Below are 19325 nucleotides of genomic sequence, written 5' to 3'. Positions count from 1 at the left end.
CTGCTGCCGCAAGTGGGCCAGGGCATCTCGGCGTTCTTCGAACCGGAGGATCGGCTGATGGTCGGTGAGACCCTGCAGTTGATCTGGCACCCACCCGTGAGCGATATCAACGGCTGGAGCGAACAACCTTCGGAACTGGCCCACAGCCATTTGCTGCGGGCCAGGGTCAGCGGGCCGCGGCAGTCACCCGGCCAGCCGATGCATGACCTGCATCGGGGCCGGCAGCGCTTTGCCTTGCAGGTCCTGGCCCGCACCCCGCTGCTGGCGGCCCTCAAGGCCCAGCCGCTGGACCAGCAGGCCTGGAGCCTGCCGCGCATCGGCAGGCCGCAGGGCGCTTGCCTGAGCTGGGATGAAGCCCATGGCTGCGGGCGCGCCGACGTCGGCGGACTGACCTGCCTGAGCGCCGCCAATGGCAACGAAGGCATGCTGGAGATGATCCTGGAGATCATCGGTGACCAGGTCAGCGGGTTGTTATCGGTGCACCTTGGCCCTGGCGGGAATATTTATGAATTTGGCCGGCGAGTGCTCGCGGGCGCGGAGCTCATTGCCATTCGCCGGGCCCTGGAACACGCCCGGCCGCTGCAGGACACCCAGGACGCCTACCTCGTCGATTGAGTGTCAAGCGGGGAAAAAACTCCCGTACTGGACTAAGCAGCTGTTTTCAAACCGATTTTTTTTGCGCTGGGGGCTTCCCAAACCGCCGGTGAGTTGTTAGATTTGCGCCCGTTCTTGCAGCGGTCCTCCCCGGACCGGCACTTCAAGCAAGTAACGTCGCAACAGCTACAGGGGCGTCGCCAAGCGGTAAGGCAGCAGGTTTTGATCCTGCCATGCGTTGGTTCGAATCCAGCCGCCCCTGCCATTTTTCTTCCTCGTTGTTCATTCCTCCAGGCTTCGCGCCAGGAACTCCAGCATCGCGTTGACCTTGGGCAATCCCTGCCGGCTCTTCATCCATAGCAGGTTGATCGTCTGCCCCCGGGTCGCCAAATGCGGCAAGACTTCCACCAGGCTGCCATCCTGCAGTTGGCGCTTGACCAGCCACGACGGCAGGTGGGCGATGCCATAGCCGCCCAGCACCGCCATCAGCAAGCCCTCCCCCGCACCCACCACGCAACTGGCGGCAACCGACCGGCGCTCGATCTGCCCCGGCTCGCCGGTGGCGAAGCTCCAGGGATGCACGCGCCCATCCGCCCAGCCATAGGCGATGCACTGGTGCCGCTCCAGGTCGGCGATGACCGCTGGTTCGCCACGTTGCGCCAGGTAACCCGGGGCGGCACAGAACAGGTATTGCTCGGTTCCCAGGTGCCGATGCCCAAGCTCCGCCGGCCACAGGTCGGGGCCACCCAGGCGCACGGCGATATCGACCCCGGCCTCGATGGGATTGGCCAGATGCTCGGAGAAGGTCACATGGGGCTGCAACTGCGGATGCTCCCGGGCAAATTCGAGAATCGGCCCCAGGACCCGGGCCCGGCCGAATGCCCCCGGCAGGTCGATGCGCAGCTTGCCGCGCAGCTCATGCCGTTGCGCCTGCAACTCGAGCTCGGCCTCTTCCAGTTCGGCCAGCACGCCACTGCAAGTGCGGTAGAACGCCAGGCCGGCATCGGTCAGGGCCAGGCTGCGGGTGGTACGCCGGAACAATCGCGCCTGCAGCCGCGCTTCCAAGCGGGCGACGGCCTTGCTGATGGCCGACGCCGTGAGGTTCAAGCGTTCGCCGGCCGCCTTGAAGCTGCCGCAGTCGGCCACGCAGACAAACACGTCGATACCCTTCAAGCGTTCGGAGGAAAACATTCGGCATCCTGTCTATTAATGAATCTGATTCACCTCAGTCGATAAAAAGCATCATAAAACAGAACCAGATTCCCCAGTAAGCTGATCAGCCCTCCATCGGTATCACTGCAAGAGGCACAGATGCTGCGCATCCTGAAACACTATCCGGCGGCCCTCAACCTGTTGTTGGCCGGTACCCTGCTGCTGACCCTCGCCCGGGCGGTGACCCTGCCCTACCTGGTGATTTACCTGGCAGGCAGCTTCCAGCTGGATGTCGCCGAAATCGGCCTGGTGCTGGGCAGCAGCCTGATCATCGGATCGGTGTTGAGCCTCTATGGCGGTTTCCTGGTGGACAGGATGGCCAACCATCGGTTGGTCCTGTACTGCTGCGCGGTGTTCACCCTGGGCTTCGTCGGTAGCTTCGCCGCTCGCAGCCTCTGGTCGTTCTACCTGTGCCTGCTGGCGATCAACCTGGCCTACGCGGTGTTCGATATCGCCATCAAGGCCGGCCTGGCCCGGCAGCTCCCGGAAAACCAGCGCAGCACGGGATTCTCCATCAAGTACACCCTGACCAACATCGGTTACGCGATCGGCCCGTTCCTCGGCGCCGGGCTGGCCAAGCTGGATATCAGCCTGCCCTTCGTGCTGTCCGCAGCCTTGGGTGGCGGGTTCTTCTGCCTGTACCTCGTCCGGGGCGAGCGAGTCCCGCTCGTCACTGAACCCGCCGAGGCCCCCCTGGCGTTCCTGGCCCTGGGCAGGCAATTGCTGGCGGACTACCGCCTGGTCTGCTTCACCCTGGGCGGCCTGCTCAGCGCCGTGGTCTTCGGCCAGTTCTCGGCCTACCTGTCGCAGTACCTGGTGATCACCACCTCGGCTGAGGTTGCCTACACCACCATCAGCACCCTGGTGGCCACCAACGCGCTGCTGGTGATCTGCCTGCAGTACGCCATTGGCCGACGCATCCTGCGCCAGCACCTGAACCTGTGGCTGGCCACGGGTCTGGGCCTGTTCCTGCTGGGCATCGGCGGCTTCGCCATGGCCAGCAGCCTGGCGCTGTGGGTACTGGCCATGGCCGTGTTCACCTTGGGCGAAATCATCGTCTTCCCTGCCGAGTACATGTTCATCGACTGCATCGCCCCCGAGCACCTGCGCGGGCTGTACTACGGCGCACAGAACCTGTCCAACCTCGGCGGCGCCCTGGGGCCGATGCTCTGCGGCCTGGTCCTGGCCAGCCAGCCACCCCAGGCGATCTTCTGGATGCTGGGCCTGTTCGTCGTCGGCGGCGGGCTGTTCTACTGCCTGGGCGCCGCCAACCTCGGACAGGCGCAAGCCAGGCCTGCGGACTGAAGGGCAGCGCTCAGGCAGGTGCCTGGCCCAGGTACCGGGCAATACGCAGCAACGCGCACTGGGCCGCCTCGGACAAGGCCAGGGGCGGCTCCTCGATCATGTACCGCAGATGCTCGAAAGCCAGGCCGGCCTCGTTATGTTCCAGGTAGTCAAGGACGATCTCCCGTCCGTGCTCCAGCCCCGCCTGGGCCAATGCATGTTCCGGCGGCACCCGGCCACCCAACTGCTGGTAGGCCTGGGCCATGAGCAACGACGCCTCGTCCAGTACCTGGATCAAGTCGGTTCGCCAAGGATCGATCGATACAGGCATGCTCATACACTCCTCGTTTTCTGGAAATCGCTTGTCGGGTACCGTCCGCGGGATTTGCCAACCGGCCCCCGTCACGCCGCCAAACCTTCACAACCCCTGCTGCATCCCGTTCCTCTGTGCATCTCCCCTGCAAAGAGCGATGCCCCATGAAAAACACCCAATTGAGCCAGTTGATCCTCAACGACCACGCCCGCATCGAAGCGGCCATCAGTACCGGAGCCGCCTGGGAAGTGTGGTTCCAGGTGGAATTCCTGATGCTGTTGCGCGCGGCCCACCTGAGCGCTGCCCGGGAAGTGCCCTATCCGAAGCCCAACCAGGACCTGCGCCTGGATGTCCTGGCGCGCCAGGGCGTCGAAGACTACGCCATCGAGCTGAAGGTCGAGAGCGCCACCAATGCCGGTAACCGGCTGCTGGCCGAAACTCGCAAGGACATCACCAAACTGACCAAGTACACCGAACCGGTGGAAGCCCGCTGGGCAGTGGCCCTGGGCTACAGCGACGTGGCCAAGCACGGTCTGCGGGACTTTGCCACGGCCAACAAGACCTGGGTCATCTACCACGAGGCCGGCTACATGGGCTGCATGATCGCCACGGTTCCCTGATCCCCGGCCTGTGGCGGCTGTACGCCCGTGCGCAGCCGCCGCGGCTACAGGCCCTCGTCGAGGCTCGCCAGGGCCCGCCGGGTCACCTGTTCGATATAGGCCGGCTCACCATAGATCCGCGCGAGCAAGATCGCCCCTTCGTAGTCCGCCACCAGCTGCCTTCCCATGGCCAGCGCCTGCTCCGGTTCGTACCGGGCAACGAACAGCTGGGCCAAGGCCTTGGCCCAATCATCGAGAAAGGCCCGGATCGGCTGCATCAGCTCGCTCTTGCCATAGCTCGCATCCACCGCGATCACCCCCATCAGGCAACCGATGGCCCCGTCCTGGAACAGCTTCATGGACTTGCGCCCGATCTTTTCCAAGCGCTGGCTCGGGGTGAGTTGCTCATCGAAAGCCACGGCGAACAAGCTCCCGGCGATGACCTGATGGGTCTGTTCCAGCACATCGCGCAACAGCGATTCCTTGTTCGGGTAATGGTGATAGAACGAGGCCTTGGTCAGGCCACAAGCGGCGGCCAGGGTATCCATGGTCGTGCCGTGATACCCCAGGCGCTTGAAGGTGCTGGCGCAGCGCTGGAGCAGTTCGTCGCGGGAAATCTTCGGGGGGCGCATGGCTCATTCCTGGGCGGGATCACGGCCAGTGATTCTAAGGTATAAGCGGCCCTGCCTCAATTTGACGGTTACCAAATGTTTGTTTAGTTTCAATAACCGAACGCTTGGTCAATAACTCGCCAGGCGCTCGCTCATTCAACGAACAACGCATTTCAGGAGAACGCCAAGATGAACCAAGCCACTAGCACAGCGGGCCGGGTCACCCGGGAGCAACGGGGCCAGGTGTTGTTGATCGGCCTGGACCGGGCCACCAAGCGCAACGCTTTCGACAGCGCCATGCTCGAGGACCTGTCCCGGGCCCTGGGCGAATACGAGCGCGATGAACAACTGCGTTGCGCGGTGCTGTTCGCCCACGGCGAGCATTTCACCGCCGGGCTGGACCTGATGGAGTTGACGCCGAAGCTGGCCAGTGGCGGCATCGCCTACCCCGAAGACGGCATCGATCCCTGGGGCGTGATCGGGCCACGGCGCAGCAAACCGGTGGTGATTGCGGTACAGGGCGCCTGCTGGACCGCCGGCATCGAGTTGCTGCTCAATGCCGATATCGCCATCGCCGCCAGCAATGCACGCTTCGCCCAGCTGGAAGTGCTGCGCGGCATCTCCCCGGCCGGTGGCGCCACACTGCGCTTTCCCCGGGTGGCCGGCTGGACCCGGGCCATGCGCTACATGCTCACCGGCGAGGAGTTCGACGCGGCCACGGCCCTGGACATGGGCCTGCTGGTCGAGGTAGTGGCCCCTGAACAACTGCTGGCCCGAGCCATCGACTACGCCGAGCGCATCGCCAAGGCGGCGCCGTTGGCAGTCAGGGCGACCTTGCAGTCGGCCTTCCTCGCCCTGGAGCAGGGAGAAGAGGCGGCCCTGGCCCAGCTCAACCCGCAGCTCATGCAGCAGGTGCGCAGCGAGGATGCTCGCGAGGGAGTGATGGCCATGCTACAAAAACGCCAGCCCGTGTTCCTCGGCCGTTGAACCACCCTGCCCGCTCCCGAACCCCTGCCCAAGGATGCCTGCGTTGAACATTGCAGTCCGTACCGATCAGCCGTCCGCCAGTAGCGAGCCGTTGACCCTGGTGGCCACCGATGGCTATCGCCTGGGCGCCCTGCGCTACCCGGCCATCGGCACTGCCAGGGGCAACCTGCTCCTGGCCAGCGCCGCCGGTGTCCAGCAGCGCTTCTACCGGCGCTTCGCCGAACATGCCGCGCGCCGCGGTTTCAACGTGCTGACCCTGGACTACCGGGGCATCGGCCAATCCCGCTTCGGGAGCCTCAAGGGGTTTGCCATGTCCTTCCTGGACTGGGCCTACCAGGACCTGGCCGCAGCCGTGGAACTGCTGCGCCACGACGCGCTGCCCTTGTACTGGGTCGGGCACTCCTTCGGCGGCCACGCCTTCGGCCTGCTGCCCAACCACCAGGCCGTCAGTGCCTGCTACAGCCTGGGTAGCGGCGCCGGCTGGAGCGGCTGGATGCACTGGCGCGAGGCTCTGAAAATGCGCCTGCTATGGAAGCTCGTCCTGCCACCGCTGGTGGCGTACAAGGGCTACATGGCCTGGAGCCTCCTGGGCATGGGCGAGGACCTGCCGCTGGGGGTCTACCGCGACCTCAAGCGCTGGTGCGAATACCCGCACTACTACTTCGACGACCCGCAGATGGCCCATCTGGCCGAACTCTACGCCAGCGTACGCACGCCCTGCCTGTTCGCCACCTCGGTGGACGATCCCTGGGCCCCGCCGCGCTCGCTGGATGCCTTCGCCAAGGGCTACTGCAACGCCCCCATGACCCGGCTCGACCTGAAGCCGCCAGCCGGCGCCCGCCCCTATGGTCATATGGGCTATTTCCGCGACGATGCCCAGCCCCTGTGGGACGACATCCTCGACTGGCTGCTGGACCAGCCCACCCCGCTGCCGAGCTGATCCGGACAAAAAAAGGGGCGATCGACGATCGCCCCCAAAGCGTTGCTACCACGAGAGAACCTTATAGCGTCAGTTGCTTGCGCTCCTCTTCGGTGAGGCGAGCCCGCGCCTGCTCATTGAGCGGGCCGGCGCCCAGTACCTGCACCGGGCTGTCGGGGTTGTAGACCGGGGCCTGGCTGGCTTCCTCGTGTGGACGCTGCACCTGCTCGGAACCGAAACCCAGTACCTCCACGGTGACGATGGACGCCTGGCCCTGCCTGGACGCCGCCTGCTGGTTGCGCGCCGCATCTTGCGCGGCTTGGGAAGCCGCCGAACCCGCGGCACTGGCCGAGGTCATGGCGCTGGTATTGACCACCGCGGCTACCGGAACCCCGGAGGACTTGCCCTGGGTCTGGATGTTCGCCGCGTTGACGACCCGCAGGGCGGCGATGTTGACGTTGCCCGAGACCCGGATCCCGGCCTCGCCGGCATCGATGGTGCCCAGGGGCGCGATCAGGTCGATGTCGCCCGACGGCACCTCGGGAATGGGTGCCAGGGTGGCGATCCCCGCACCGGTGCTAGGCACCGATGGCGCCAGGCTGACGTTGCCCCAGTTGTCGTAGACCCGCTTGGGCGGGGTGTAGACCACGGTGGTCTTGGAACCCCGGCCGGCGTTGATGTCGCCCTGGGCCGACCAGCCCATGATGGCCCCGCCGAAGGTGGTCATGATCCGGCTCTGGCCCAGCAGGATGCTGCCCAGGGAGTACAGCTGGATGTCTCCCGCCCCCTGGGTGATGATCCCCGCCGAGGCCGGCGGCGCGTCGCCTTCGATACCGAAGGTCTGGCTGCCACCGGGGGTCAGCATCTGGATGCCGCCGCCGAAGTTGGTCCGCACCCCCGAGCCCCCGAACAGGGTGATATCGCCCTTGTAGGTGATCGGGTTGCCGGCCACGTCGGTCTGCGGGAACAACGCGGCGATCGCCGCCCGGCCCCGGGCGTAGCTGCCCTGGCGCACCCCACCCTCCTGGTTGTACTCGCGGCCGGCGGCCTTGAGTTCGGCAAAATACACATCACGGGCGAATACCCGCTGCTGTTCCGCCGGCAAGGCCGCGTAATAGGCCCGGGCCTCGGCGGCACCGCCAACAAAACCGAAGCGCCCGGCCAGCCAGCCCACCAGCTCGTTCTCGTAGGTCTTGGCCACCCGCTTGCCCGCCAGGGATTCGCCGTTGCCGGCCAGGTTGTCCGGGTTGAGATAAGCCTCGACGAAGCGCCGGTAATCCGGCCCGCTGGCGCCGACCCCGGCCTGCATCACGATGCTCGCCCCAGGGCGACTATCCCCCGGCGCCACGGCGCCGAGGCTGGTGACGCTGACCTTGTCGTCCATCAGGAGGTTGCGCCCCGCCGTCAGCTCCAGAGTACCGGGGCCGGCGACGTTGAAGCTGCTGTAGAGAATGTCGCGCCCGGCCCTGACGATGGAGATATCGCTGGGATTGTTATGGATAAGCAGGTTGCCTTGCGATGAAGAACTATCACCCGGGTTACGCTCACCAAAGAGCTGCCCGCCACCCACGATGTCGCGCCCCGCCATCATCCAGACCGGGCGGCTGCCTTCGTACCAGGTCTGCCCGGTATGCAGATCGCTCGCCCCGCTGCCAAAGCTGATGATCCGGCCACTGCTGACCCCCACCAGATCGCCATTAACCGCATAGAACCGTGCCGGGTCCGCAGCCCCGTCAACCAGCCCGGCGACACTGCCAGAGCCGAAGGCGAACAAAGGCAAGGTGGACGTAGCCGGATTGCCGCTGGCCGAAAGGTTGCTGGCCACTACGGCATCGCCGACCCGGCCAACGAAGGCCGGACGCCAGGGAGTGGCCATCGAACTGGCGGCGGCGCCAGACTGGCTGACGACCAGACCACCGGCCTGGATCGAGTCCTGGGCGAGGAACTGCAGCTGCCCCTTGGCGCCCGGCGCCAACAGCAGCGGATAGCGGTAGTTCACGTCCTCACGCTCTGGCGCGGCGGCCTTGCCATAGTAGAGGCTGCCGCTGGCAGCCGTGGCCCGCAGAATCGAGGGATAGACTGCCGCCAGGTCGGTCATGCTAAGGGCACTGGTAAACGGCGTCAGGTTGCCACCCAGGGCCAACAGATCGATACCTGTGGTGTCGGTCCACAAGGTGAACCAGCTCTGTCCAGTGCCCTGCTGCCCGCCACGACTGAAGGGCGCGGTATTGAACTGGCGGACCCGCCCCGGATCCTCGACGCTCTGTACCACCAGGTCGCCACGCGATTGCAACTGGAACGTGGCGTCCCCGGGTACCAGGGTCATGCCGCCCTGGGCCAGGCTGCGAGTGGCACGCAACGGGTCGAAGGCCCGAGTCTCGTTGGGGTTGTGATCTTTTGCGGCGCCACCATACAGCAGGTCGATACTGCCCTGGGAAGCGCTCTGCAGCGCGGTATCACCCCGCAGGTTGACCAGCATGCCGCCCAGGTGATCGCTGCTGGTGCTGGCAAGCGGGTTCAGGGCCCCGGCGATACGTACCTGCAGGTCGCCACCACCGGTCAGTTGCAGGCTGCCATCGCTGGTGACCCTGCCGGTGCTGCCTACCGCCAATACCAGGCCCTGGCTGCGTGGTCCCATGCCAGCGGACGAACTGGCAGCCGGGGCCAGGATCCCGGCATCGCCAGCGACATTCATCTGCAGGTTGCCGCCGCCCAGGGTACCGAACCCGGTGAACCCCATCAGCTTGTCGGCGGCTCCCGCCGTATAGGTACCGAAGTTGATCCACCAGGCCGTAGGTTGCGCAGAGCCGCCGGTATCGACGTTCGCACTGCCCTGGCGCCACAGCCAGCTGCCCACCTCGGCCGAGTCCCAGCCCTTGTCCTTGGGATTGGGCCATGGGTTGCTCGCCACGCCGGTGATATTGCCGGTCAAGTCGCCGCCGACATCGACCCGCAGGTTGCCTCCCGCCTCTGGATACCAGGCTCGGTAGAGGCTGGTGGTACTGCCGTTGACGAACTGTTCGAAGTAGCTGCCCGGATCATTCAGTACCGTGCCACCGCTGCCCAGGCCCCGAGGTTGGTTGTAGGGATCACCGGCACGGGTCGCGATGGAAGAGGTGCCGGCGGTATAGACCCCATACAGCGAGTCCATGCTCAGGTTGCCGGCGCTGAGCAGTTCCAGGTCGCCGGTACCGGTACGGATCACGCTGAAGCGGGTGCTGGACGGCTTGGCTTCATATTCCTTGGCGCTCTGCGCCAGGCAGAAGGTGGGCGTTTCGCTACACAGGGCCTCCACCGAAGGCATTCCGAGGTCCTGAATGAATTTCTCGTCGATCACCGCTCCCAGCTTGACCTCGATGCCCGCCAGGGCCAGTTCGTCCACGGCGGCCTGGGTCCAGACATAGGTGGTCTTCATCGCGCAGAATTCCGGAGTCGCGCCACAAAACTCAGCGATGGTGCCCAGGTCCAGGTCATCAAGCACCTTCTGGTCCACCGGATCGCCTTCCTTGACGAACACTCCGTTTTCGGCCAATGCCTGGACCACTGCGGCCGTCCAGGTAAACCCCCCCTTGGCCGGCAACTCGTTGGCGTACATGCCGTAGTGGCTGTCGGCCAGATGCAGGTCGCCATGGCGCGGATTGGCCTGCAGGATGCGGCTGTCGGCGGCCTCGGTGTCGCCCCCGGCTACCAGGCGCAGGGACCAGGACTGCGAGCCCTCGGCCAGCATCGGCGCGATGGCCCAGAGCTTGCCCTGGCGCCCGGCCACTTCCGGACGTAATTGCACCGACTCGACGCCCGTCGGCAACTTGACGTTGGTGCCTGCTGGAATCAGCGCGCCCTTGGGTAATGGCTTGTTGCCATCGAGCAGCACCAGGTCGCCAGCCAGGCTGGGCAAGGCCACGCCCTTGGGCCAGGTCATGGCCTTGACCCGGGTGTTCTGGGCCAGCAGGCTGCCGGCCTCCAGTTGAGTGCCAACGGCCAGGGTCTGGGCCTCGCCGAGCAGGGTTCCGGCGGCGAACAGCAGGTTGCCGGCGGCATCACGTATGGCCGCCGCCAGCACGGTACCGGCCGGCAGGACCAGGCTCTGGTCGAGGATCGCGGTCACCGGCAAGCGAGTGCCCGCCGCCAGGGTCAGGCCCTTGATCGGCAAGTCATAGTTGAGGGTCGCGCCGGTGGGGAAGCGGGTGCCATCGGCCAGGGTCACCCCGGTGCCCGGCACGATGATGTTGCCACCGGTGAAGTCCACGCCCGGCAACAGCACCCAGCCCTTGTCGTCCACGGTCTGCGGTGGCGGGGCGAAGCCATCGTTGATGCTGCCGTAGATACTCAGTTCGCCACCGGCGCGCAGCACCAGGGCGCCGACCTCGCCCGAGCCATACACCGAAGTCTTCTGGCTGTGGGGGTTGACGCTGGCATAGCGGTAGCCGGACAGGTCCAGGTCGCCCTGCACCACCAGGTCGCCGTCAGGGGTCTTGCTGACGATCTGGACCCCGGGGCGCAGGTGGAAGGCGTCGGCATAACCGGCGTTGTTCAGCCCGGCCAGCTTGTTCTGCATCAGGTCGCTGTTCTGCAGGGCGGCGTTGATGAAGGCGGTGCTCAGCTGGTGCTTCTGGTCCAGGTAGTCCTGGGTGATTTCCTGATAAGGACGGCCGCTGGCGGCATCGTTCTTCTGCGGCGCATCGTCATAGCTGACCATGCCGTTGACCGCGATCGAGCGCGCGCCCTGGATATCCAGGCGGCCCCGGGCATCGATGGCGATATCGTCGCTGCTGCCGTCGGGCCTGAATAGCCGTGGGGCATTGAGCTCCAGGGTGCCATGGCTACGGCCATCGTTCTGTCCCGCAGCGCCACCGGCCGCCACCTCCGTGCCATGGCGCAGGTCGATGCGCGCGCCCTCGGCCAGGGTCAACTGGCCCTTGCCGGAATCCAGGACCACGGTGGCGCGGTTGGGCGCATCGATGATCTTGCCGTAGCTGTCCACCCGCAACTTGCTGCCATGGGCATCGAGCACCGCGCCGGAGTCCAGGACCAGGCCATTGCCAGCCGCCAGGTTGATGCTGCCGACCCGCTCGCCACTGGCGTCCACCAGGCCGTTGACCCGCAACCGGCCGTTATCCAGGGAGACGTTGATGCTGTTGGCCTTCAGGCCATCGCCGATGGTCAGGTCGCCCTGCTTGAGCTGGAAGCTGCGTGCGCCATACACCTGGCCCTGGTTCAGGCGCTGGTTGAGAGCGGCGAACTGCTCGTCCAGGGTACCGCTGCCACCCAGGCGCTGGGCCTGGATTTCCACCGTGCCGCCCAGGTACGGCACCCGGGTGCCGCCGGCATCGTAAGAACCACTGCTGGCGCCAAGGATCTTGCCCGCCAGGTCCACCAGCCCCGCGCCACTGTCCAGGGCCACGGCGCGCAACTTGCCGGCCTGGTTGCTCTGCGCCGACAGGTCGATGCTCGAACCCGCCGCCTGCAGTACATTGCCGGCGCGGCTCTGGAGCAACACCTCGCCGCCGACGCCGTAGCGGGTCAGGTCGTTGAAGGCCATGCCGCGCCCGGCCACATCGATCAGCGCGGCATCGGTCAACTGCACATCGCCACGGGCCTCCAGGGACACCTTGCCGCTGGGCAGGACCACCGCGCTGGCCAGGCGGATGCTGTCGCCGCTCAAGGACAACTCGGCGCCCTGGCCATTGGCCTGGCCGCGACTGCCGGCCGTGGCGCCGATATCGATGGCGCCACCAGCCGTGATGCGGTTCACCGAACCGGCTTCGCCGGTCATCAACGGCGTGCGGATAGTCAAGTTGCCACCGCTGTAGGCAAAACCCTTGAGTGGGTCGTAGCCGCCCTGGCTCTGGTACACCGCGAGGCTGCCCTTGTGGTTGGCAGTGATGCGCTGGCTGGCGTTGAGATTGACGTTGGCGAACCCCAGGGCCAGGCGATCGAAAGTCTTGGTGGTGCTCGGCTGGGCGAAGGCGCCGTAGCCGAACTCGATGCGCTCGGCATTGATCTCCAGGCGCCCGCTACCGGTGCCGGCACCGCCGGCCACCACTGTCCCGGCCGGGCTCGTGGCCCCCTGCCAGATCAGGTTGGCGGTATGGATGCTGGCCACGTCATGGGCGCCACCGGAACCGTAGAGGGCCGGAGTCGAGAGCATGAGGTTGCTCAGCAACGATTTGCCGGTCACCGGATCGTAGGTATCCAGGCCCGCGCTGCCATAGAAGTTGAAGCTGTCCCGGGCCGAGAGTTGCAGGGTTTCCAGGGCCGGGGCGCCGAACTGGGTATCGCCGCGCAACAGCCGATCCAGCACTTGCTGGGTCAGGGTCATGCCGGCCGGCAGGCGATTACCCGCGGCCGCGGCGGCCAGGGCTTCGGGGCTGCCCACATTGATGCTGCTCAAGCCCAGGTTCAGGTGCCGGGTGCCATAGCGCACCTGGTCCCCCAGCTCGAAGGTCTTGTCGGTCAGGGCAACGATGCTGCCCTCGGAGTACAGCGCGGTCTGTCCGGTGCACAGGCGAGTGCCGCAGCTACCCACCCGGATACCGCCACTGGGCTGCTGGGCCGCAGGCGCGCTCACCACATTGAGCAAGCCATTGGACACCGCCAGCATATTGCCTACCTGATAGGTGAAACCGTCCCGCGCGTCATAACTGGCCTTGCCACGACCGATGGTGTTGATCGAAGCCCCCTGCTCTACCAGGATCTCGCCGGTGTTGGCCACCAGGAACACCTCCGGCGCCGCCAGGGCCGCCCCTTGGCGCAGGATGATCGAGCCATTGCTGGTATTGGTGCCCTCGGCCAGGGTGATGAGGTTACCGCTCTGCCCATACTTGACCAGGGTCAGGCCGCCGAGCATCAGGCGCCCGGCGCCCAGGGCATTGAGACTGTCGGCATCCAGGGTGACTCCGGTAAAGCCGTCGGTGGCCGATTGCCCGGCCTTCACCACTTCGATACCGCTACCGCTGCCCCTGTTCAATACCGAAACGGTACCGCCAAAGCCCCCCGTCGCAGCCTCGAAGCGGCCTGTGCCCTGGAAAGAGAACGCGTCGCTTCCGGCGCCGGCTTCCAGCGCCAGTTTCAGGGTCTTGGCGTCCACCGGCAGCAAGGGCCGCGGCACGCCGAGCTTGGCCGCATCGGCCATGGCGAATTGTGCGTAGCTGGTCTCGTTGTACTGCGAATAACGGCGCAGGGTGTCGGCCGAGGTCAGGATCAACTGGCTGGCGACGCTGTTGCCGATCCCGGTGTTGGCGATGGACAGGCGCCCGGCGGTGCTCCAGGAACCATTGCGCATCAGCTGGGCCGAGCCCTCGCTGCCAAGTCCCGCCAGGCCGTTGATCTCCACGCGAAAGGCCCCTGGCAGCAGGGCATAGGTGGATGGCATCAGGGTATAGGTACCCGCCGCCAAGCCGGGCACTCCGGCGCCGATGGTCACCTGCTGGCCGATCAGCGGATCTACCGCGCCGCCCTCCGGCGCCACCGGCGCGTAGCCGGGTTGGGCGCCGGGAACGATGGCGTAGATCGGATTGCTCGCCAGGCCCGGCAAGACCAGGACGCCATTGGCACCGATCTGCACCAGCGGGCTGTAGCGGGCATCGGTGGAACCGCCACGCCCGGAGATGAAACCCGCGCCCAGCAACTCGCCGCCGCCGGACAGGTCCAGGGTCGCCCCTTGCTGTACCTTCACCGACTTGCCGCCCAGGATCACGCCGACACTCAGCTCGCTGTTTTCATTGACCAAACCACCCTGGCCCACGAAGTTCACGGTCTTGCCGTTGTACTTGTAGACCTGGCCATCGACGGTACCGCCATAGGGCAACACCAGGCCCTTGCCGCTGACCGAGGTCAGGCTGCCGGGCAGCAATTCGACCTTGCTGCTACCCAGGTTGCCGATCTCGATCAGGCCCAGGGGCGCGCGCACCACACCGCCCTGCTTGATATTGGCGGCACCCAGCTGCAGGCGGCCGAAGACCGAGTACGGCACGGCCGAGTCAGCGTTGCCATTGCGCGCAATGGTCAGGGTCCGGCTCGGATCGAATGCGAGGCCTGCGTAATCGTACTTGTAGCCGGCAATCACCCGGGCCCCGACCTCGGTCCCCGGATACAACTGCGCTGCGCGCAGGGTCATGTCGCCCTGGGTCAGCAGCTGGGTGCTGATGCCCTTGGCGATCACATCGGCGCCAGCGCCGGCGAGGAAGCGCAGATCGCCCTGGCTATCGAGCCGGACATGATCGAAGCCCCGCCGTTCGATATTCACCAGGCTGTCGTTGGCCTGGCGCAGGTCGCCCTTGCTGCCGAACATCACGTTGCCGCGCACATCGATCAGGCGGCCATCGGCGTTGAACAATGCCTGGGTGGCGCGCTCCGACGGCCTGCCGATGGAGACCACCGGATGCACATACTGGTCCTTGGCCTCCGGCGGCGCGAGGATGCCCGCCAGCAACAGGTAAGGCGCCGACAGGTTGACCCGGGTATTGGCCGCGGCGGTTTCCGCCAGGCCCAGGGCGCCACTGTACAGGCGCAGGCTCTGCCCCATGTTCAGCGACACATCGCCATCGAAGCTCAACAGGCCGTTGCTCAGCAAGGCCAGGTTGCCAAAGCCGCCGGCTGTCACTTGGTCCACGCCGAGGCCGCCATGGCCATACTCAAGGGCTGAGCCCGCAGCGTCGGGGGATTCGGGCAGGACATTGGCCTGGTGAGTCTGGCTGACGACCAGTTCGCGGGCCTTGAGCACCCGGTCGGTCACCGCGCTCTTGGCGTAGTACGGGCTCTCCAGGGCCACGGACAAACTACCGCCCGCCGCACCGGCACCGCCGGCCCGAGCGACGAAACTGCCGTCCAGGTACAGGCCGTTGTTGGAGGCGAAGCCGATGCTGCCGCCATTGCTGGCGACCTGCACCCGCCCTTGTCCGGGAATGTCCAGGGCGGCCTGGGTGCCGGATGCATCCAGCCGCGCACCGTCGCGCACCACCACGAACAGGTCACTGGCCTTGGCGATGCCGGTGGCCAGGTCGATCTCGCCACCGATGCTGATGTTGCCGCCGTTGCGCACCTGGCCATAGCTGCGCCCACGATTGTCCACGGCGCTCACTGCCCGGGCCGCGACATCGATCAGCGCCTGCTCGCCGACCCAGATCGAGCGTCCGTGGCCGGCAGCGTTGGCTGCCTCGGAACTGGCCACGGTGAGGCCAGCGAGGCTGACGCTGCCGCCCCAGGCATTGAGGGTGCCGTTCATGGTCAACTGGCCGACGCTGCGCAAGTTGATGGCTTGCCCCGGATCGACATTGATCACCGCGCCCTGGCCCACGTTCAGCGCCGTGGTCGCCAGTTGCGCGCCGCTGGAGTACTGGTTGCCGGCGGTCAGGGCCAGCCCGGCGCCACGGCGCTGGGTCAGCACGCCTTTGGTCGCATCCTGCTGGTACAGATCCGGCAGCCAGGGCTCCAGGATGCTGGCCGGATCGCTGCCGGTGCCGGCGTTGCCAGCCTGGGAGCCGAGGCGATAGACCGGCATCTTGACGTCGACCCTGGCGTTCTCGGCGACCACCAGTCCTTCGTTGCCGGTGATGTCGTAGGCTGAGAAGCCCTTGTCGAAGAAGTCCCCCGCCAACTGCAGGGTGCCGGGCTGCGGCGCCACATCCCGCGCACCGATCAGCACCTTGTGCGCCTGCAGGGCCAGGGTGCCGCCGCCGTTGAGCCCATGGCCGCGCAGCTCTGCGTCGAGATCCAGCTTGCCATCGGCCGCCAGGGTCACATCGCCCCCCTTGCCACCGCTGAGCTTGCCATCGAATCCGATGGTGCCGCCGGAGCCGGCATCCACCAGGCTGCCCTTGGCCAGGTTGAGGTCGCCACTGCTGCGCAGCGACACCTTGCCGCCGTTGCTGAACGCCACGCCGCCGTTGTTCAGCGGATCGAGGGCCAGGTTGTTCCAACGCCCCGACACATCCAGCTTGACCCCGCGGGTGACATCGACCCGGGCCTGGACGCCGCCAGTGGGGGCAAGGATCACGTCGCCCACCGCGAAATTGCGGTTCGCGTCCACCTGGCTCAGCACGTTGCCGGCATTGATACTGCCGCCGTGGGCAGCGAGGTTGGCGTTGATCTTGACCTGGGGACCGAACAGCGTGATGTCCCCTCCATCGGCCACCGTCAGCGCGCCATCGACCTGGATCCGCTGCCGGGCACCGACCTTGATCGCCCCCAGTTGCAGGCCATTGAGCTGGTCGCTGTCGAGTACCAGCCGCCCCTGGCGATCGGCGGGCAAGGCGCTGTCCAGGTCCAGGCCGTCGGCGATCTTCTGCTGGTTGGCGGCGATCAGCACCTGGTCCACGGTGGGGCTCAAGGCATGGCGCAGGACACCGCTGGTCTTGTTATAGATCGGCGTGTAGTTGCCGATGATCAACTGGGCGCGCTGGGCTGCCGCCTTGTGCGATTGCTGGTAGCCATCGAGGTTGGGCTTGGGCGCCTGGACCTGCCGGTCGCCCTTGAACACATCGCTGACCAGTTGCCCTTCGAGCACCGCGTTGCCGGTGCCGATCACCAGCTTGCCGGCATCACGGCCCACCGTGTAGCCCGCCTCGTAGCGCTGCTGCTGGGCGATCAGCGGGTTGTAGTAGTAATCGGTGCGCCCCCAGCGCGGGCTGCTGTCCACATAGCCTTTGTAGATCCCGGTATAGAGCAGGTCCCCTGGAGCCCGGGACAGTTCGTACAGGCGCCCGTCCACGCCCTTGAGCCAGGTCTGCTGGATATAGCCGCCTTGCACGTCCACGGTACCGCCGGACAGGTTCAACTGGGCGCCGGACTGGGTCACCACATCCTTGCCGGTGAAGGTCAGGGTCCCGCCCTGGGCCATCCACTCACCGATGTTGTGCCGCTGGGTGCCCAGGTAACCGCCCACTTCCAACAGTCCGCCGGCGGTGTACCAGCGGTCGCTGGCATAACCGTTGGTGCCCGCCGGCACGAAGATCAGCTCGCGCAGGTCGACCCACACATCGTTGTTGATCAACTTGCCGGCGTCACGATTACCCGCCGAATCGCGTTGCTCGTTGCCCTGGAGGTTGATCTTGATGTTGTTGGATTCCATCGCCACCTTGACCCCGACGGCGCCGGCAACGTCGATCACCGCGCCGTCGCGCACCAGGCTGCGCTGGCCGGCGCTGACCGCTACCTGGCCACCGGTGGCCAGGGTGATGGAGCCCTTCTGGAAGTCCACGGTACCGCCACTGACGATCTCCACCCGGGACTGGTCGGTACGGTCGGCAACGCTGCTGAGGTTGTTGAACTGGCCGGTGATCAGGTTGGCCGGGGTGCCGTCGAGGTTGCCCAAGCCGCTGTTGCGCTGGCTATCCAGGGCGCCGCTGCCGCTGCTGTCCAACAGGATCGCGGTAGTGCTGCCCTGCCCCAGGGTCACGCTACCGCTGCCGTCGCTGGCGGAGTTGAGCAAATGGATGGTGCCCCGGGTATCCACCGAGGTACTGGCCAGCGCCACGCCGTTCTGCAGCACTTGGTGGCCGGTCAGGGTGATGTCGCCGGTGGAGGCCATGATCAGGCCATTGTTGCTGACCTTGCCGGCACTGCTGCCCGGCTTGAGCGAGGTGGCCACTTCATTGCCGCGGGTGGTGGAACGCTGGTTGCCCTCGGTCCCGACTCCGCGGCGAATGTAGAAACTGTCCCCGGCGGCCAGGGTGGTCTGGCCCTTGGCGGTGACGATGGTCCCGGCGTTCTCCACCTCGCTGCCCAGCAGCAGGGCGTAGCCACCGGCATCGGTGGAGGTGGCCGGGGCATGGGTCTGGATCGAGGCGCCAGCCTGGACCAGGACCTTGCCGGCGGCATCGGTGAAGGTCGGCTGGCTGCCGTTGGCGTCGACATACAGGCCACGCTTGCTGAATTGCTCGTCGGTGATGGTGGCTGCGGCCGCCACCAGGTTGCGCACGTTGACCTGGCTGGTGCCGCTGAACACCACGCCGTTGCGGTTGATGATCATCACCGTGCCGGCGCCCTTGATCTGGCCCTGGATCTCGCTGGGCCGACCATTGGGATCATTGATCCGGTTCATCAGCGCCCAGTTGGACTGCTGCTGGAAATCCACCGTGGTGTTGCGCCCGACGTTGAAGGTTTCCCAGTTGAGGATGGCCTTGTCGGCGGTCTGCTCGATGGTCACCGTGGTCTTGCCGCCGGCTTGGCTCTGCACCGGGCCCTTGGCGTTGATCCAGCCCTGGGTCAGGCTGTTGTCGACCTTCAGCCCGCCCTGGCCGAGGCCATCGGGAACGCTGCTGACACTGCCGAACGCAGCCTGGCGGGCCGCCGCCTGGGCCGCCTGTTGTGCGGCGATGGCCGCCACCGTGGAGTTGAGATTGCCCAGCGAACGCTGCAATTGCTGGTTGACCCGCACCTGCTGGGACAGCGGAGGCGGCATGCCCGGCACCTGGCCATTGGTACGCGCGGCAGTGGCCGCCTGGGAGGCGCCCTTGTCGGCGAACCAGCCGGAACTGAACGCCGGGGCGGCATTGGCACTGCCGGCCATCAACAACAGGGCGATGGCCTGGGCCAGGGGCTTGAGCCGCAGGATCGGCGCCTGGGAATCCAGGCCAGGGGGGTTAACCGGTGGTTTGCAGCGAACCATTACTACTCATCCTTTGTTATGACGCCCAGGGTGCGCGACGCTGTACGGCCCAGGGCGTGCGTCACTGCTTTAGGAATAGGCCGTTGTCGAAGGACACGACCGAACGCTTGTCATGGAAAATTCATGTTCTGGGTGTAACGCTCGCCGGTCGGCGCCGAACGGTGTGCCGCCCCTGCGATGAACGGGCTGGGCGGCCCGG

Annotated in this window: 9 protein-coding genes and 1 tRNA gene; 6 read left to right on the top strand and 4 right to left on the bottom strand. The window is 66.2% G+C overall.

Annotation, left to right across the window (positions count from 1 at the left end; all coding sequences use genetic code 11):
* Together ACK6AU_RS12810 and ACK6AU_RS12805 are read left to right on the top strand one after the other, a co-directional pair.
* On the top strand, window positions 1–615 hold a 615-nt coding region (locus tag ACK6AU_RS12810; RefSeq protein WP_409299522.1), incomplete at its 5' end, for a hypothetical protein.
* Between the two features lie 169 nt (window positions 616–784).
* Window positions 785–859 (top strand) — tRNA-Gln (locus ACK6AU_RS12805).
* 17 nt (window positions 860–876) lie between these two features.
* Here ACK6AU_RS12805 and ACK6AU_RS12800 read toward each other — a convergent pair.
* Complete coding sequence (locus ACK6AU_RS12800) at window positions 877–1785, bottom strand: LysR family transcriptional regulator (protein ID WP_185698703.1); 909 nt, start codon at window positions 1783–1785, stop codon at window positions 877–879.
* A gap of 120 nt (window positions 1786–1905) precedes the next feature.
* On the opposite strand from ACK6AU_RS12800, the gene ACK6AU_RS12795 reads away from it, so the two are divergent.
* The gene (locus ACK6AU_RS12795; RefSeq protein WP_409299521.1) at window positions 1906–3111 is read left to right on the top strand and encodes an MFS transporter; all 1206 of its coding nucleotides are present in this window, start codon (window positions 1906–1908) and stop codon (window positions 3109–3111) included.
* Between the two features lie 10 nt (window positions 3112–3121).
* Here the strand turns inward: ACK6AU_RS12795 and ACK6AU_RS12790 are convergent, their stop codons facing one another.
* The gene (locus ACK6AU_RS12790; RefSeq protein ID WP_409299520.1) at window positions 3122–3421 is read right to left on the bottom strand and encodes a MafI family immunity protein; all 300 of its coding nucleotides are present in this window, start codon (window positions 3419–3421) and stop codon (window positions 3122–3124) included.
* Between the two features lie 146 nt (window positions 3422–3567).
* Between ACK6AU_RS12790 and ACK6AU_RS12785 the strand changes: the two genes are divergently transcribed.
* Window positions 3568–4023, top strand: coding sequence for a hypothetical protein (locus ACK6AU_RS12785; protein WP_022644122.1), 456 nt, complete (start codon window positions 3568–3570; stop codon window positions 4021–4023).
* Window positions 4024–4067: 44 nt separating this feature from the next.
* On the opposite strand, the gene ACK6AU_RS12780 is transcribed toward ACK6AU_RS12785, so the two are convergent.
* Window positions 4068–4634, bottom strand: a complete 567-nt coding sequence (locus ACK6AU_RS12780; protein WP_409299519.1) for a TetR/AcrR family transcriptional regulator — start codon at window positions 4632–4634, stop codon at window positions 4068–4070.
* A 168-nt stretch (window positions 4635–4802) separates the two neighbouring features.
* Here ACK6AU_RS12780 and ACK6AU_RS12775 point away from each other — a divergent pair, with 168 nt between their 5' ends.
* Window positions 4803–5600 (top strand): crotonase/enoyl-CoA hydratase family protein, encoded by a 798-nt coding sequence (locus ACK6AU_RS12775; protein WP_185698700.1) that lies wholly within the window; start codon window positions 4803–4805, stop codon window positions 5598–5600.
* Between the two features lie 43 nt (window positions 5601–5643).
* Complete coding sequence (locus ACK6AU_RS12770) at window positions 5644–6540, top strand: alpha/beta fold hydrolase (protein ID WP_409299518.1); 897 nt, start codon at window positions 5644–5646, stop codon at window positions 6538–6540.
* Window positions 6541–6601: 61 nt separating this feature from the next.
* Here the strand turns inward: ACK6AU_RS12770 and ACK6AU_RS12765 are convergent, their stop codons facing one another.
* Window positions 6602–19126, bottom strand: coding sequence for a filamentous haemagglutinin family protein (locus ACK6AU_RS12765; RefSeq protein ID WP_409299517.1), 12525 nt, complete (start codon window positions 19124–19126; stop codon window positions 6602–6604).
* Window positions 19127–19325: the final 199 nt, after the last annotated feature.

The organism is Pseudomonas sp. KCJK8993, from assembly GCF_046230915.1.
GTDB lineage: Bacteria > Pseudomonadota > Gammaproteobacteria > Pseudomonadales > Pseudomonadaceae > Aquipseudomonas > Aquipseudomonas piscis.
The sequence above is the reverse complement of the archived record's forward strand: the minus strand, read 5'-3'. Positions and strand labels throughout refer to the sequence as shown.